17 protein-coding genes are annotated in these 17,406 nt (G+C 36.5%); 1 reads left to right on the forward strand and 16 read right to left on the reverse strand.

Annotation, left to right across the window (positions count from 1 at the left end; genetic code table 11):
- Positions 1–152: 152 nt before the first annotated feature.
- The gene (locus ACNSTQ_RS08210) at positions 153–1,553 is read right to left on the reverse strand and encodes a sensor histidine kinase (protein WP_418199375.1); all 1,401 of its coding nucleotides are present in this window, start codon (positions 1,551–1,553) and stop codon (positions 153–155) included.
- Positions 1,546–2,241: a response regulator transcription factor gene (locus ACNSTQ_RS08215; protein WP_418199376.1), complete on the reverse strand. Its 696-nt coding sequence runs from the start codon at positions 2,239–2,241 to the stop codon at positions 1,546–1,548. The genes ACNSTQ_RS08210 and ACNSTQ_RS08215 overlap by 8 nt, the downstream gene beginning before the upstream one ends.
- A 472-nt stretch (positions 2,242–2,713) precedes the next feature.
- Between ACNSTQ_RS08215 and ACNSTQ_RS08220 the strand changes: the two genes are divergently transcribed.
- The gene (locus tag ACNSTQ_RS08220) at positions 2,714–2,977 is read left to right on the forward strand and encodes a hypothetical protein (protein ID WP_418199377.1); all 264 of its coding nucleotides are present in this window, start codon (positions 2,714–2,716) and stop codon (positions 2,975–2,977) included.
- Positions 2,978–3,034: 57 nt separating this feature from the next.
- On the opposite strand, the gene ACNSTQ_RS08225 is transcribed toward ACNSTQ_RS08220, so the two are convergent.
- From ACNSTQ_RS08225 to ACNSTQ_RS08290, 14 genes are all read right to left on the reverse strand, one after another.
- Positions 3,035–3,781 (reverse strand): hypothetical protein, encoded by a 747-nt coding sequence (locus ACNSTQ_RS08225; RefSeq protein ID WP_418199378.1) that lies wholly within the window; start codon positions 3,779–3,781, stop codon positions 3,035–3,037.
- 431 nt (positions 3,782–4,212) lie between these two features.
- The gene (locus ACNSTQ_RS08230; protein WP_418199379.1) at positions 4,213–4,353 is read right to left on the reverse strand and encodes a hypothetical protein; all 141 of its coding nucleotides are present in this window, start codon (positions 4,351–4,353) and stop codon (positions 4,213–4,215) included.
- Between the two features lie 110 nt (positions 4,354–4,463).
- Positions 4,464–4,934 (reverse strand): small multi-drug export protein, encoded by a 471-nt coding sequence (locus tag ACNSTQ_RS08235; protein WP_418199380.1) that lies wholly within the window; start codon positions 4,932–4,934, stop codon positions 4,464–4,466.
- A 65-nt stretch (positions 4,935–4,999) separates the two neighbouring features.
- Complete coding sequence (locus tag ACNSTQ_RS08240) at positions 5,000–5,854, reverse strand: ATP-binding cassette domain-containing protein (RefSeq protein WP_418199381.1); 855 nt, start codon at positions 5,852–5,854, stop codon at positions 5,000–5,002.
- Positions 5,855–6,253 carry a GntR family transcriptional regulator gene (locus ACNSTQ_RS08245; protein WP_275118027.1) on the reverse strand — a complete coding sequence of 133 codons (399 nt, stop codon included), beginning with the start codon at positions 6,251–6,253 and terminating at the stop codon, positions 5,855–5,857.
- A gap of 27 nt (positions 6,254–6,280) precedes the next feature.
- On the reverse strand, positions 6,281–7,009 hold the full coding sequence (locus tag ACNSTQ_RS08250; protein WP_418199382.1) for a hypothetical protein: 729 nt from the start codon (positions 7,007–7,009) through the stop codon (positions 6,281–6,283).
- A 259-nt stretch (positions 7,010–7,268) separates the two neighbouring features.
- Positions 7,269–8,012: a MerR family transcriptional regulator gene (locus ACNSTQ_RS08255; protein WP_418199498.1), complete on the reverse strand. Its 744-nt coding sequence runs from the start codon at positions 8,010–8,012 to the stop codon at positions 7,269–7,271.
- Between the two features lie 68 nt (positions 8,013–8,080).
- Positions 8,081–9,781 carry a methyl-accepting chemotaxis protein gene (locus tag ACNSTQ_RS08260; RefSeq protein ID WP_418199383.1) on the reverse strand — a complete coding sequence of 567 codons (1,701 nt, stop codon included), beginning with the start codon at positions 9,779–9,781 and terminating at the stop codon, positions 8,081–8,083.
- 969 nt (positions 9,782–10,750) lie between these two features.
- Entirely contained in the window at positions 10,751–11,443 is a 693-nt protein-coding gene (pssA, locus tag ACNSTQ_RS08265) for a CDP-diacylglycerol--serine O-phosphatidyltransferase (protein WP_418199384.1), read from the reverse strand.
- A gap of 258 nt (positions 11,444–11,701) precedes the next feature.
- A complete protein-coding gene (locus tag ACNSTQ_RS08270) occupies positions 11,702–13,726 on the reverse strand; it encodes a DUF6449 domain-containing protein (protein WP_418199385.1) in 2,025 nt (674 codons plus the stop codon).
- Positions 13,701–14,600 (reverse strand): ABC transporter ATP-binding protein, encoded by a 900-nt coding sequence (locus ACNSTQ_RS08275; RefSeq protein ID WP_418199386.1) that lies wholly within the window; start codon positions 14,598–14,600, stop codon positions 13,701–13,703. Before ACNSTQ_RS08275 ends, ACNSTQ_RS08270 begins: the two co-directional genes overlap by 26 nt.
- Complete coding sequence (locus ACNSTQ_RS08280; protein WP_418199387.1) at positions 14,593–14,982, reverse strand: GntR family transcriptional regulator; 390 nt, start codon at positions 14,980–14,982, stop codon at positions 14,593–14,595. The genes ACNSTQ_RS08275 and ACNSTQ_RS08280 overlap by 8 nt, the downstream gene beginning before the upstream one ends.
- 512 nt (positions 14,983–15,494) lie before the next feature.
- Entirely contained in the window at positions 15,495–16,283 is a 789-nt protein-coding gene (locus ACNSTQ_RS08285; RefSeq protein ID WP_418199388.1) for an arylamine N-acetyltransferase, read from the reverse strand.
- Positions 16,284–16,387: 104 nt separating this feature from the next.
- Positions 16,388–17,401, reverse strand: a complete 1,014-nt coding sequence (locus ACNSTQ_RS08290) for a serine hydrolase domain-containing protein (protein WP_418199389.1) — start codon at positions 17,399–17,401, stop codon at positions 16,388–16,390.
- Between the last annotated feature and the right edge of the window lie 5 nt (positions 17,402–17,406).

A 17,406-nucleotide genomic window follows, 5' to 3' on the forward strand; every position in this document is an offset into this window, starting at 1 on the left:
CTTTTAAATTAGTTCATTAAATACTGTTCCTCACAGCTGCACTCCTGAAAAACAGCCAAACCAATAGACACTCAAACAAAAAAGTACCTGGCACCAACCAATTGTTAACTGGGTGCCAGGTACCTGCTTTACGTTACTTTACTTTGCTTTACTCATTTACGAGTTGGTAGTGTAAGTTCGAATTTCGTTCCTTTTCCTACTTCGCTTTGGACGGTTATAGACGACTGATGCAAATCAATGATTGATTTCACGATGGATAAACCAATCCCCGTTCCAACTCTTTTCGAACGAGCTTTATCCGCTTTGTAAAATCGGTCCCAAATATGCACTAATTCATTTTCAGGAATTCCTTCCCCTCTATCCTCAACACAAATACTAACCTTGTCATTACCAGAAGTTAAAACCACTTGAATGGTACTTTTTTGTGGAGAAAAGTATAGGGCATTCTGCAATAAGTTTATTAACACTTGTTCAATTCGATCACGATCCGCATAAACGGTTATATCGTCTTCTTCCCCAACGATCTCTACTTCAATTTGTTTTTTAGCCAATTCAGGTTCCATCTTTGCAACCGTCAGCCTAATTTGCTCGGATATATTATAAAACATCGGGTGAATGGTGATTTTCCCAGCCTCTAATTGAGACAAACTTAATAAATCATTGACCAACTTAATGAGACGATCTGTTTCATTTTTCATAATCGAATAATAATGGTTGGTTCGTTCTTTCGGAATTGTCCCATCAGTTAATGCGACTAAGAAACCTTTAATTGACGTCAATGGTGATCGTAAATCATGAGATACGTTGGCTACAAAATCCTTTCTCATCTGCTCTAAACGATCTAATTCTTGAGCCATGAAATTAAAAGTTAATCCTAACTGTCCTACTTCATCTTCTGTTTTCACCTCAACGTTTTGAGAAAAATCTCCTTTTGCATATTGCAGTGCGATATCATTCATATGACGAAGAGGAGCAGTAATCTTTCTAGAAATGAACCAAATGGCTACTCCTGTTAGAGCGATCGTGATAAGCATCGTTACAACAATAAGAAAGATCATTTGTCTGGACTCGTGATTGTATTCATGAAAAACCATGACCATTGAATACGTATGTTCATTTTCAAGATCAATTTCGATTGGACTTGCCATTAAATAGATAAGATAATCGTTCATTCTCATCGGCTCAGTTATCACTTCTCCACCTAATGAGGCTTCAACAATCACAGGGTCAACCTTCGTTAATTGTGCATGTGGAAATTCTGATTGATAATGGACTTGACCAGTTTCGTCGTAAATCGTAACGATCGTATTCGGTTGATTTAAACTCATTTGAAGAGATGACTTAACAACCTCTTGATCCCACCCTTTCTCATGAGCCAGTTGCAAATGATCAACGATTTGATCTCTTTGGTGATAAAAAACTTCTTCATAATTGCTGTATAAGTAATGGTGGAACAAGTAAATAAAGATTGAGCTAAACATTAAAAAGGCTAACAGGACAATAACTGAGTAACTTAAAAATAATTTCGAAAATATTCCTTTTCCCTTAATCACCTGTAGTCACCTCAAACTTATAGCCTACTCCTCGAATTGTTTTTAATGCCCATTGGATAGTCGGTTGCCCTAATTTTTCCCGAAGCCGTTTAACATGAACATCAATGGTACGTGGATCACCATCAAAGTCAAATCCCCATACTTGATCTAATAGCTGCAGACGAGAAAATACTTGATTTGGATGCGTAGCCAAAAAATAAAGTAAATCTAATTCTTTAGGTGGCATCGTAATTTCCTTACCATTTACTAAAACTTGATACTGTTTCATATCAATCGATAGATAAGGCCATTCAATCATTTCATTTTCATCAAATAGTGGATTCACTCTTCTCATGACTGCTTTCATTCGGGCAATAAGCTCATTTGGGTCAAAAGGCTTGACGATATAATCATCCGCACCTAAGTCAAGCCCACGAATTTTATCGTAACTCTCTCCCATTCCTGTAAGCATAATAATTGGGATCGTTGAATTCTCCCGCCGGATATCTTTACAAACTTGCCACCCATCTAGCTTTGGAAGCATAATATCTAAGATAATTATGTCTGGTTGTTCATCATAAAACTTTGATAAACCATCCTCTCCATCCGTAGATAAAATGGCAATATGTCCTTGTTTTTCAATGTATAGAGAAATAAGTTCACAAATATTTGCATCATCTTCAATAATTAGCACCTTCCATTTTTTCATGCTGTTCTTCCTTTCAAATCTCCTAAAACTTTCAATTTATTAGGCTGTTTTCTTAAAATTTGTTGCTATTGGACCGTTTTTTGAATATAAATCAGCCCTAATGGATAAATTCATTTATCCATCTGGCTGATTTATATTCAAAAGCTTCACGCTAAAGCGTGAAGAACCAAGCTTTCGCTTGGTTACGGTCCAATAGCTAAAAGCAACAATCTCTTAGAAAAGAGCCATTAATTATGAACTACTATCTTGTAACTTAGCATGGATATATGAACACAGTATGAACAAAAAGAACATGACTTAATATCCATTTCGTCGATCATGAAAGAGGCCTACCTTTAAAATATTGGCTGGCTCCTATTATTTCGGCAAGCTTAAAAGCTGATTAATTACACCTTTGAAAATTCATCCTTCATCATTTTGTTTTCTTTGGACATACTTTAAATATTCCTAGAAATGAATTGGAGGATTTTTTATGGTGGACGAAAGCATTCAGGCAAGAGTTGAAGACAACTTTATGATAACTTGTGAGTCTTGGCAGAATTGTAATGAAGCAAATATTCAATCGTTCTTAGCTGAATGCTATGGACAAAGTATCGACCCGCAGTTTTGTATGAGGTGGCTTGAACAAAATAAAGAGCAATTACCTAACTGGTCCTCTCTCTCTAAGTTTGCACAAGAATGGGTCAATGAGCACACATCTACTGGATCACCACTTTCCATGGACAACCAATCATAAGCTACTTACATACAGAAAAGCTTCGAACAAAAAAATTCTTGTTCGAAGCTTTTCTAATTATAGTTTTTCTTCAATTAAACGATGGCCAATAAACCTTTTAAGTTCATTGATTTCATCTAAATCTATGATATGGGTTGTTTCACCAATCATTACTAATTGAATTCCTACTAATGCTAACAAATGATATCCTTCTTGTACTGCATCATTCAACGCTACTTTAATTTGCGGATCATCCATTTCATTTTTAATATCCATCAAATGCTCTCCAATGGATTGTATTGCATCGTGGTGAACGATCATAGCCTCTAGGTAATAATTCCGCACAAAATCGACTTCATTCGTATGCAGTTGCAATTCTTTTAAGTTATGAATACGCTTTGGAACAACGTCCATAAATAAGTTGTAATGAGTTGAAAATTCATTACCTTGTTCAAATGCTAGTAATACATTATGTAAATAAAACGTATAATCTATTGTATAGTCTGGGAGTTCTTTCTTTTCAAGTGCACTATAAAATAGATCTAATTCGGTTAACAGACTCTCACGAGAAGATACGATATCTACCCCTAAATCGTCCCAGCTCTTACCATTAAGATAGTCTTCTAACGCCTCGTTTGCATCTTCTTCATACTCCAAGTAGTGCTTTCTTTCACTAGCACTCAAATTGGATACTGTTGGTTCCAAACGTTGTACTTCATCTATATCTGTATCATCATTCGATTGAACCGTATCGCTTAGACCACAGGCGCTGGTCAAAACAACCATTACTAAAATAGGAACCAACTTTTTAAATATTATTTTCATAAGAACCCCCTACTACCAATAAAAAACCATAGTTAGACACATTCCTATGATACATTAATGTCGATTTGTGTAATATAATGAGAAAATACTAAAAAATGTTTGCTAAATATCTCATTCGTTCAATCGAACCAATCCTATAGTAATGAAGAAAGATAAAAAAGAAATATCATTCACGAATTACATACTAACGATCCATATAGAAACGATATTCAGAGACTATATTGAAAAAATTAACAAAATATCACACCTTTAGAATACCTTAGCATGAGCAAATTGAAATAAGGACAAAATAAAAAAGCCGACTAAAATGCCTTTCTTCTACACTAGACTCTACTAAATGAAAATCATATTTTAGCAGTTAGTTGAAGCTTTGACACTGTTATAAGCCAGCTCTATAGAGAGTTTACTATAATTTTAAATAGGTTTTATATCTAAACTTGTAATCTTGGAGGCTTTTGAACAATCGATGCATCGATCCCTTTTTTTATAAGATCGCTCACAATTTGCTGGATAGGATTTACGATTTTCTTATCTTCTCTTAAATGAATAATCGATTTCTCACTCTTTTTCATTTGAAACCCTCACCTTTTTCCTATGCTAACTAAACAATAGCATACAAATATGAACTGAATATGAATAAACGAATTTATTTCCTACCTACTTATTCAATATTCCTATTCGTTTACCCCCACCAATTTCCATCAAACATAAAAAATTCTACACCTAGATGCGTTCCAACAGCTGTTACAACCGCCCACAGCAGTAAGCTTCCAGTCATATAAACCGTCATTTTCTTTTTCGTTCCGCCAAAACTCATTGCCATAATGACCGCCAGATGACTACCAATTAGTATCGGCCCTATTAGTGCTAACCCAAATAATCCGTAACGTTGCCAAATTTGTTTTGCCCGATTTTCCCTTTTTGTTGAGCCTTCCTTTCCTTTCGCTTCACGTCTTCTTTTTAACCAAGCTTTAATTTTAGTCATCATTAGTATGACGATGATAACCGTTAACAAGTTACCTAAAAAGGCAACAATAGTTACAGGAATTGTATTAAGCCCACTAATAACACCCAGCGGGATCACTGCTACCATTTCAAAAAAGGGTGTTGCTGCTAATATAAACGCCATCACATAACCAATTGTTTCATTCACTATAAATTCCTCCTTACCGTACTTTTCAAACCTTAAAGTTTATTCCGTTTATGACAATTCATGATTCATCTAGGTTGTACTAATAACAGTGTAATTATTTCTTCAATTTGTAATGACTCTTTTTCCATCCAACTTATTTGATGGGCTGTAAAATATTTCTCCGCTTCTTCAGCACTATTTGTAACGACAATCCGTTTACCTTTTCGCTCTAATTCTCCTGGAATTTTCTCCTGTAAGGGTCTTTCCAGCCAATACCTGCAATATTGTTCAGTTAATTCTTCCTTTTCAAAACTACCGATATGTTCACCTTGCCTTAAGATGACGAGATAGTCTGCAAGTTTTCGAATATCTTCTGCATCGTGACTGGCAATTAAGATGGCTTTATCACCACTGTCCATCCATTCGACTAATATATTCATTAACTTCTGCTTAGACGGAATATCCATATGCGCCGTCGGTTCATCTAAAATAAGAATATCGGTTCCTTTTGCTAATGTCAGGGCTAAACTTAATTTTTTTTGAACGCCTTGCGATAACTTACCATATCGTTTCTTTAATGGGATATCCAACGTTTCAACCATACTTTCAAAAAGACTTTGGTTCCAACGAGGGTACCATTTGGATACGAGTTCAACAAGCTGCCGGCCTGTAAATGCATTACATCCGATCAGTTCCTGTGGTTGGTAGGCAATATCGACTTTCCAATGTTCACCATTAGCTAATGGTGTCCCAAAATATTCTATTGAGCCTTCGTCAGACTTAACTAAATTCATCATGATCTTAATTAAAGTACTCTTTCCTGCCCCGTTATCACCCACAAGAGCCGTGACGGTACCTGGTACCATTTCGAAATCAACTGGACCAAGTTGGAAGTCTGCGATTGTTTTTTGGACTTGCTTCACTTTAACAAATGGACCCATCTATTTTTCTCCCCTCTTTTTCTTATCCGTGATAATCTGCTTAAAAATGTCTTCGATTTGAGTAATCGTATAATCATGGCGTATTGCAGTTTCAATCGCTTTTTCTAACGCTTCATAAACGGTCGATGTTTTCACTTGTTCTTTAATGCCCTCATCGACCTCAGCTACAAATGTTCCTTTTCCTTGTGTAGTTCGGATAAACCCCTGCCTCTCTAAATCTTGATAAGCTCTTCTTGTCGTGATCACACTGACCTCCAAATCTTTTGATATTGCCCGAATAGAAGGAAGAGCCGTACCCGCTGGTAACTGACCTCCAGCAATTAGAGCTTTTATTTGATTTTCAATTTGATGATAAATCGGTTCTCTCGATTCCTTCGATAGACGAATTGGCAGCTCCATAAGGGCTTCACCTACTTTCCGTACGACTTATTTAAAATAGTCCATCTTTTCAATTTTCCTACTCATATAAGATTTCCAATAGAAGACGCTAGTGATTGCTAACAAGAGGGATATAACAACAGTTAGAAGCGGCCACTTACTAGCCAGTACAAGTGTCGCATGAACAAGAGACATTCCTGTAAAGAGGTGAAATAATGTTAGACCCCCAATGAAAACGATAAAAAGAACGACACCCCATATGATCATTCCCACGATCGTTATTTTGTCGCCGGGATCACTTGCTGAAAAAAGTCCCGCTGCAAAGATACCAAAACAGATCCATATAAGAGAAAAAACAAAATACGTTCCAATGGGTGCTTCTTGTCTTGCTTCTGGACTTAAAATATAAATAAACAAAAGAAGAAAACTATGGAATGGAATCGTATATACGAAGTTAACGATAAAGCGACTTTGTATTAATACCTTCTTTGGAATTGGTAATTGTAAAAGGTTCATAAAATACGGGGAAGCCCATAAACCATCTTCCACCTTTTGATATTGAAATTCCTTCGGTTTGCAGTAAACCGCAAAGGCACCAAATACAAGAATAACTAAAAGATCTAAACCTACATTTCCCTCAACAAAAATAAACGGTGACGCTGTAACGATAATGAACAATAAAAGCGCTAAAAATAATAGAAGTGATAAGAAACCTTGAATTGAAGCTTTCAATTCAAATTTAGCCAACCATAAAGCTTCCTTAAAATGATTCATCATTATGAACCTCCTGAACTGTTATACTGTATATATCTATATACACACTATAACATATATGATCCATTTTCAAGCCTAAATTTTAACAATCACTCAATTCCCTCCAACCTTTTACGTCACAAACATTGAAAGATCATGCGTTCATGTTGGATAAAATTGTTGTAAAAAACGTTTTCCACAACCACTGAGAAAGCCCTTTGTATAAACAAAGAACTGCCTCACGGGATTACGCCCAAACATGAGTCAGTTCTTTTTATATCGTTTATTTTCTATTGTTGTCAGCATAAATGGCCATCGCATCACACATGAATTGCGCTAAACCTGATCCGTATTGGTCAATTGTTTGAGTGAAACGTTCATCCTGCATATATAATTGACCGAGTCCTTTGAATGCATCTAATGAATAGGATGTAAAATTATCGTTCAAAAAGTCAAACCATTCTTTTATCGCTAGTTGCGCCTCTTCTGATGACGGTGAACCATCTTTGAGGTCAGCTAACTTTTTATAAATCACAGCCGATTGTTCTGTCAATCCTTTTTGTTCATCTTTCGACAGTTTTTTTACCTTAGCATTTGCTTCATTAACTTTTTCATTTCCCCAACGTTCGCGTGCTTCTTGTTCAAATGGATTTTCAGTAAAATCAAACCCCGCAAATTTATCTTGATTCGTCATTTCAACTTCTCCTCTCGTATACGCAATCGTTTGGTCAAGCGTTTCAATCATTCGGTCGAGGCGTCTCCTCTTCTCTAACAGCATGTTCCTTTGTAACTCTAATGCTTCCTTTTGATTAAAGGCTGGACTATGAAGGATTTCTTTAATTTCCTTTAAAGGAAAATCCAGTTCTTTAAAAAATAAGATTTGTTGGAGGATGTCTAGGTTTTGTTGGGAATACAAACGATACCCTGTATCACTCGTTTCTTCAGGAGATAATAATCCAATCGCATCATAATGATGCAGCGTTCTTACACTAATTCCTACCAAATCCGCTACTTCTTTTACCCGCATCATCCGCCTTACCCCTCCTTTCAATTCTTACTTTAAAGTATCACGCAACGAGAGAGTCAATATAAATCTTACTTATTTAATTTAAACTTGCTCACTAACTCTTGTAGGTTCATTGCCATTTCCGATAAGGAATTCGATGAAGCTAGTATTTCCTCCATCGAAGCTAACTGTTCTTCTGTTGATGCTGCTACAGTTTGTGTGTGCATCGACGTTTCTCTTGAAACAGTTGAGATGCCATTTACGGTTGCTGAAACCTCTTGTGCACTAGCAGAGATCTGTTCAGCAGTTGCTGCCATTTCATCAATCTGATCGCCCATTGCTTCCATCGAACGAAGAATTTCTTTAAAGCTACCTTCCGTTTTTTCAGTAATCCCTAAACCTACTTGTACATCTTCTTTCACTTGATCCATCGCCTCATTTGAAAGGGTCATATCATTTTGTATTTCCGTAATGAGGGAAGAAATTTGAGTCGATGATTGTTGGGATTGTTCTGCTAATATTCGAACTTCATCGGCAACAACAGCAAACCCCTTTCCATGTTCTCCCGCACGTGCAGCTTCAATCGCTGCATTCAAAGCTAGTAAGTTCGTTTGATTTGCAATGTCTGTAATAACCTTAGTAATATCACCAATTTGCTGTGATCGCTTTTCTAATAGTTTAATAACGTCACTACTGTCATTTACAGAAGAGTGGATCGTATTCATTTGCTGAACCGTTTGCTCAACATACTGTCCACCTTGTCTTGCCCGTTCACTTGTCTGATTTCCAGCTTCAGCAATCGAAGAAGCATTTTCAGCTATAGTATTAATTCCTGCTGATACTTCTTCTATGGCCCTTGCACTTTCTTCAACACTTACCGTTTGCCCGTCAGCACCATCTGCAACACGCTGAATCGATTCCGTAATTTGTTCTGTCGCTTTACTCGTTTGTTCAGCCCCTGCTGTTAATTGTTGCGAAGATGCAGCCACTTGTTGAGATGTTTCAATAACTTGTTCAATCATTTCACTTAAATTATCTTTCATCGTATTATAACTATCTGTAAGATCACTTAATTCATCACCACTGTTGTCAGTGACTTCAATTGTGAAGTCTCCTTGTCCTGCTTTTTCCATGCTCGTTGAAAGGTGAGCTAAACGTTTTTTAAGCCCCTTCGTGAACCACAATGAAATAAGACTAGCAATAGCAATAATAGCGATTAATACGATAAAGAAAATCTTTAAAAAAGAAGTAATTGTTTGATCAATAATGTATTGAGATGCGCCAACATAGAAAATTCCAATCGCGTTACCACTTTGGTCTTTAATTGGCATATAAGCCGTTTGGTACATATGCCCGGCTACTTCAGCTTCGCCGTAATAATTATTTCCTTCATTTAAAACAGCCTGGGCTACCTGGGCGGACACTTGAGTACCAATGGCTCGTTGTCCATCAACCATTACGTTAGTAGCAATTCGTGTGTCACCTTGAAAGATGGTGACAGTATCCCCTGTTTCATTTCCAATCTCATCGACAACATCATAATTCTCATTCATAACGGTTGTGCCTTTATATAATTGATCGTTTTGGATCGACCATTCCCCAGGGTACAAGGCATCAATGTAGCGATAACCCATATACATGTCTCCACGAGCTTTTTCGATTGCAAACTCTTTGATCCCTTGTGTGACTTGTTGTACGACAACAACTCCTACAGCCACTGATAGCATAAAAATAACACTAAATACTAAAACATTAATTTTTGTTCCTAATTTCAATTTAAGATTTCGCATTCCTTCTTCTCCTCACTAATATCCTATAAAATTGCATTAAAAAAACGCTTCTTAAATAAAGCTAACACGGCTCTATTTCAAAGAAAGCGTCTAGACTATCGGCAGGTCCTCTACCAAAATCATCTTCATCTTCTTGACCAACAATAAATATATGCAGACTGGATAACAGGTTCGCTGTCCCACATCTTACAAATATTTAGCAAAAGCATATGATTTTTTTACTACTTGTTTTATAGTTCCAAGTAAATTATACCTAGTATTTTTTTAATTTCAATAGTAAATCCACTAAATTTCGACAAAATTTTAATAAATTCGAATACTATAATAGCAAATATTTAACTATATTTTGGACTTTATAGTTTGGTATATATTTTTCAGCAGAATCTTAGGTAATTCAATCTCATCTACAGAATTTAAAGTACTTTATTACCGCAAAACAATTTTCACGAAAAAAAAGTGACCCCACAAGTTCAATGCACTCAGGGTCACCTTTTTTTGAGAATATCGTACTCAAATAATCCAATAGTGTGCTCAAGAAAAGGGTTAGGGTTTTCATAAGATTTACCCCACCCTTTTTGATTTTAATGTGTATTGCGTTTATAAAATTTAAACAACCGTCCATTCGTCATCCATATGAAAATCATTTTCCTTCCTTTTTCATTTGTTTGTCCTTCATCTGCTTTATGAAGGACACTTCGCTTGATGTTCTTCCCCGTTTTGTCCTTCATCAGCTCTATGAAGGACATTTTGTCTTTGTTGCAATAAATCTGTCTTGTTCCGTAAGAGTATCTTTTTCATATGAAATGGTAGCCCTCCTGTACATACCAATTACATACTTCTGCATCAAATATCCAGAAATAATACTTGCTATTCCACCTGTTACACCTACAAGTAGTGTAAGTAACTAAAAAAGCTAACAGCAGATTTTTAGCTGTTAGCCTTTTTCATCATCTCATTCGATACCATGTTCTATTCAATATCCTTTTTACTCTTACCTTTCACCAACCGATACGTTACGTAAGCAATGTACAAAGGAGTAGCAATATAGATCAAGTATGGAAATTGACCATAAAACCCTTTGTAAATGACAAATAGTGCGCACCCAAAAAAGATCGTCACAATTGTCCCATATTTCGGTAACGGGATTTCTTTTAAGCTTGGTATACGTAACTTACTAACCATTAAAAAGCACAGTCCTGTAAATACGACCGATGTAATAATATTAGGGATTAGTTCTCCAAATAAAGTGAGGATTGCTAAAATTCCACCAGCAGCAGTAATTGGGACACCGATAAAATAATTCATCGATGATTTCGTACTCACATTAAACCGAGCTAAGCGATAAGCCCCAAACAGCGGAAATAAACCAGCAACCATAAAGCCTATTAACCCAAATTGATAAAAGGATGTATAATACACTAAAAAGGAAGGGGCAACACCGAACGTCACGATATCAGCTAATGAGTCTAACTCTTTTCCTAAAGCACTTTCTGCTTTTAACATTCGGGCTACTCGTCCATCCATACTGTCTAACATCATTCCGATAATAATTAAGATGGCTGCATTTTTGTATTGCCCTGTTGCAGCATACCCGATCGATAGGAAACCACAATACAAATTCCCTAACGTAAAAAGGTTCGGGATGCTTTTTGTAAATCGCATATGTTGTCACCACGCTACTTAAGTTAATTTTCCTTATGAACCAATCCATACTTCTGATCGTTCATTAACAATTACATCATTGTTCTTATTAATAAGAGGAATGTGTATCTTAATAAAAGCAAAAATAACCTGTTCTGTCAAAGATTTATTTGTTAATTTTCCAATAATCTCCATAAAACAAACATTTCGTCGAATTATAAAACTAAGTAAAAAGAGGCTGTATCTGATTGATACAGCCTTATTCTAGTATTCACTTTATTACTCAAAATACTCTTTAACAAACTTCGGCTCCTTGCCTTCAGCAAATGTATAGAAGTCAGGGTATGAATGTTGATGATAGTAGTATCCAATAATGTATCTTCCGTCACCACCCCACTGTGACAATTGTAACGCTTCTTCTAATTGTTCAGGCCCTTCAATTTTTAATCCCTTTTGTTGCATTTTGATGTTTTCCTCTAATTCATATTTGCGTATATAATCATACATATCCATATGCTCATCCATCTTAAAAACAATCGCATGTGAAATGTCATCAGGTGTCACTCTCGCTTGGTCTCGTAAGCCTTTTTGTTCGAGCCAACGATCCATTTCATCGTAGGATTTTTTCCATACGGTATTAATTCTCTTTTCATTTGCCCATAAATATTCAATATAAGCCCAAGGTTCACGTCTATCATTCATATCTTCGTACGTTTCTGCTTCAATTTCAGATGTGAGTACTTGATGGAACTCTTTCAATTCTTCAGGATCAGTTAAGACCACTCTTTTCCCTAAATGCGTGTGTAATGAGATTCGATCGAGCGTGGATAAATCATCATCAACGGTCAACACTGGATTTTGATTACGCCTATGTTCTTTTGTTTGATAAATTGGCTTGTAGAATTCATCGTATACTTCCATGGGGATACGATACTGTCTTACAAGGGTCTTACCGCTTTCTAAGTCATATCCGAACACAACAAACCCTGTGTCTCCACTATAATTTTCAATCATAGCCTGGTCACGAACAATTTGTTCGTGTAAGCGACGAATGTTTTTTATATTCTCTTCTTCCTTATAGGAATAGGACAGTCTAATATCTGATTCTTTGTCACGCCTAGAATTATTTGACTCCTCTTGCCCTTCCATTTTCAGCTCATCTAATAGAGGGTATATACCATTAGACATGTAGATTTGATTAACATTCGCTAAATCTGGAACTTTTTTCTCGTATCCTAAAATATCAAACTGCATGATAAAAGCTACTAAAATGATAGCAACCGTATAAATTGCATAGCCTTTCCATTTCGCAAACACTCGCCACGACTTTTCTAAGATCATTTCAGCAATAAAATAACCAATAATGGATCCTGCGATATAACCAAAGATAATCCATCCTATTTGTTGATGTTGCATTGCTCCAAAATAGAGCCCACCAACTAACATGGAACAAACCGTAACTCCATATTTAAATATTGGGCGCAGTGAACGGAAGGCAATCGCCTGCGTCGCACTTTCCACACTTCGATTTTTATAAACGAATAACGCGGTTACATAGAAAAAGGTGATAAACAAAAGATAGGCGATGATCTCTAGTCCAGTTAAAGGTGTATGAATAACTTCAACAATCCGTACAAACGGTAGTATTCTTTCGATGTTTTGCATTAAATAATATTCACCGGCAAAACCAAACAAGAAGAACTCAAGATTCATGAGGAAGAGTACCGTTATTCCAGTTGGGAAGATTAGCATGATATAAATAAGTGCCCCATGTAATACAGACATCCCTGTGAGCATGGCAACAAAAACACCTGCTAAGAAAACAAAAACACTAAATAACAATGATACTCCCATCCAACTAAAAACAGAAGAAAACGATAATAATTCTCCAGCTGGTAAGACATTTCCTAAAATCCAAGCAATTAATCCTGTTAAAAAAATCGGGACAAATAGAATGACAATCCCTAATAAAACATGTTGGTTATATAAACTTTCTCTTTTTACCGGTAAGCTATGTACAAAGTCACTTGATGCTTTAACTTGAATATAGCGAAAGATAAAAATTGAAAGTAATACAGGCATTAAAAACATTAAGAAGATTTGGAACTCGATAGAAACCTCAAATAAACTCGTGATAGGCCTCGTAAAAAAGGGATGCTCATGTCCATCTCTCGTATAGGCCATTAAGAGCTGCAACGGCAATGCAAATAATAAGCATATAAAGTACGCAATTCCAACCCAGCCGACACTTCTTAAATCTTGGATGAATATACCTCGATTAAACGATAATGTTTTCGATAGCATAACCGACATCCCTCATTTCATATATAAAAATCTCTTCAAGCGTTAAAGGTAAAACGTCAAAAATAGCCGGTTTGAACGATTGAATATGAGACGCCACCTTTTTCTGATTGCCTCTTACAATATAAAGGCGTACACTGCCGCGTTCTTCTTTATACAACACATCAAATCCATGTAAAAAGATCGGTGGTACTTCATGTTTGAAGGCGACTTGGATTTTATGAATATCTGATTTTAAATCATCTAGGTCTTTTTCAATCATCAGCTCCCCGTGATGAAGTATTCCAATTTGATCACACAGGTCCTCTACTTCTCTCAGGTTATGTGAAGAAATCATAATCGTCATTTCTCGATCAGCTACATCCTGTATCAGGAGATTTTTTACTTTATTCCTCATAACCGCATCGAGCCCATCGAGCGGTTCATCCAATATGAGCACCTCAGGCATTGTTGATAAAACTAACCAAAATGCTACTTGTCGCTGCATCCCCTTGGATAAACGATGGATTTTTTTATCGACATCAATCGGAAACACTTCTTGTAATCTTTGAAAACGCTCTTCGTTCCAGTTAACATACATACTTTTATAGAAATCAGCAGCCTGCTTAATGGTCGTGTTTGGAAAGAAAAATAAAGAATCTGCTAAAAAAATAACGGATTGCTTCCGGTCTACATTTTCAAAAATAGGCTCACCGTTAATGAGAACTTCTCCTGAATCTTGTTTGTAAATACCCGCAATCATTTTCATTAAGGTCGTCTTCCCTGCACCATTAGAACCGAGAAGCCCGTAGATGGAACCTTTTGAGATTCGTAGATTTAAATTCTTAACCGCTTCTGTTCCCTCAAATTCTTTGCAAAGTTTTTTCACTTCAATCACTTTCTTCTCCCCCCTTCACTGTCTCCTCAGCGATTGCAACTAGAGATAAAATATCCTCTTTTTTCATTCCTAGATACATAGCTTCTGATAAAAGCTTCACCAATTCTTCTTTCATCTTCTTCACCTTTTCATCATTTTTCGTTTCTGATTGAGGAGCAACATACTTTCCCTTGCCTGGAACCGAGTAGATGTATCCTTGGTGTTCTAACTCACGGTATGCTTTTTGAATCGTATTTGGGTTAATCGTTAATTCTTGTGCTAAAGCTCTAACTGAAGGTAGTTGTTGATCAGCTACAAACACCTCATGGATAATCAACTCTTTCAATTTTTCAACTAACTGCTCATAAATGGGTTTTCTACTTCGGATGTCTAATTGAAACATGACTTCCTCCTTTCTAGGAAGCTTACTTTTATAGCTGTTGTAACTTTCTTATTTAAACCATTTAACGTATTATGATCACTAACTGTACTATTTACCCTATTACAGTTCTAATTATATATGACAAAATTGAGTTTGCAACCATTTTTTTCTAATATTTTGTTCATGTTCGGAGTGAACACAAAATAGAGATGCCAATTACATGATGATTAGCACCTCTTTTTGTATGGAGACAGCAGCTTGTACTTAGTTTTTTCATAGAATGATAACTTTTGATAAGAAAAGCAAAAGGGGACTCCAGAAGCCCTTATTTGTGATAAAACCAATGATTTTTACAGTTTAGGGACCCCACAGGCCCTTATTTACTAAAAAGACAGTCTTTTGCTCAAAGAATACTACAAATAAGGTCCTCTCAGTGCCCTAACATTGTTAAAATGCTAGATCCCAAGAAAATAAGGTCTTCTCAGTGCCATAAAAAGGTTAGTACTTAAATTCCAACCGGATCGACTTCACAATCATGACAGTACTCCTCGATGGTATTTTTGATAGGTAGCTAAAGCTTTTTTATATAATGCCGCGTCCATGCCAAACCGTTCTGTTACCCAATACTCCATTTCTTTTTTAGTAAGCTCATTTTGCGTAGTTCCTGTTTTGATATGTTGTTTAAGCGTTTGATTTTTTATTGAAGTGGGAACGCCATCAATGTATCCAAAAATTTGGATTTCTTTTAAAACGGGTGAGACCTTCCAGTCATTTGAACGGTTGATGTGCACCTTCATCTCATCTATACGAACCAAGTCTGTTCGAAGAATTTTCGTTGGCCCTGGAGTTCTAGTGATCGTAATTTCGTTTTCTTCGACTTTATACACAAATAGTTCCCGTTCATTTTTTACCTGAAATGACTGAGAGATGGGATAGGCTTGAAACAATGGTGCACCAAAACCGACATCTACATAATAGGGTTGATCTAAATCAACTCGTAAACATAAATGACCAGAGTCCATATACATATAATTCACTTCATATCCGAGATGGGTCAGTAGCCAATGAAGCACAACGGAATGTGACCAACACGTTCCTCCCATTCCTTGATGAATAATCCGCTTAAAGTATCGTTCAATAGGCGGTAAAAACTGTTCTGTCTCATTTCCTTCTTCCCAGTCAAGCACCTTCGAAAGCGTTTCCCATTTAATTTTCAGTTGATAATTTTTAATCATCTCATTTAAGAATGCTAGATTTGCATCTTGTCTTTCAACAGATAAAAAGTCTAATATTTGGTCCGCTAGCTTCATTTGTTCATTCATATTTTCAAGCCCCTCTCCCAAGTTCTTATCCTTAGTTTATCAAGGAAGAACACAAATTCCGCCGATCAGAAGATGGATCATTTCTACAACTTTTGATGTAGGATTTACAAACATCTCATCACCGTATCTCCAAAACTACGAATATCAGCTAGATAGTCATATCCTTTAGGAGAGCCGAAGCTATTTAACATCCGCACGACAACTATATCATGTTTGGGTATGACCAATAGAGCAACATTCGTATACCCTAAAATTTGATAGGCCCCTTTCGGAATAAGCGGACCAAGTTCAGACTGTAAAGCAGGCAAGTCTTTTACAAACCATAGAAAGCCGTTTTGTGGTAGATCTCGGTCTACTAACCGTGGGGATTGAAGAGCTGTTGCGAGTTCAATTATTTCTTTTACTACCTTTTGTTCTCCATTTATTTCTCCCTGTTTTAAATGAAGGTACCCCCAGTAGGCAAGTTCCCGGGTAGACACATACATATTCATCTTATCGCCTTCAGTACTTTCACTTGTCACCCAATTTCGATCATTCGGTTCACGGATTACATCGACTAGCTTTTCATTTGACTTAACATACCAGCCAGTTTCATGAAAATCGACTCGTTTAAACACTTCTTTCTGGAGAATTTCCGCTATCGTTTTACCAGTTGTCACCTTAATTACCGCTGCTAAAAGATCTATACTAACCATACGGTACGCCCAGCTGGTACCAGCAGGAAATTCACGAAAAAGAGTTCCGTCTTTCATATGAAGTCCATGTGTATGGGTTAGGAGAAGCCGAATCGTTGTTCCTTCTAAAACATTTCTATCATGGTCGCTCAGATAGATTGTTACGAGATCATCCATTGAATGAATGTACCCATTATAAACCGCATAGGCAACCGCAAATCCGATATAGCTTTTCCGCACCGAAGCTACATGAAATTGGGAGTCTGCTTGAATCGGTCTCGCTAACGGACCAATGGAATGGTTTCCCCAATACTGTTCTGTTACGATCTTGTCCTTAGAAATAACGATACACGCCGAACCAGACCAATTGACAGCCTTTTGCGTTTTTTCAATATGTTTCAGCACAGGGGTAAATCGATCGGTTAATTGTTTTCGCAAATTCATGACAT

The organism is Alkalihalobacterium sp. APHAB7 (assembly GCF_048323755.1).
Classification (GTDB): domain Bacteria; phylum Bacillota; class Bacilli; order Bacillales; family Bacillaceae_F; genus Alkalihalobacterium.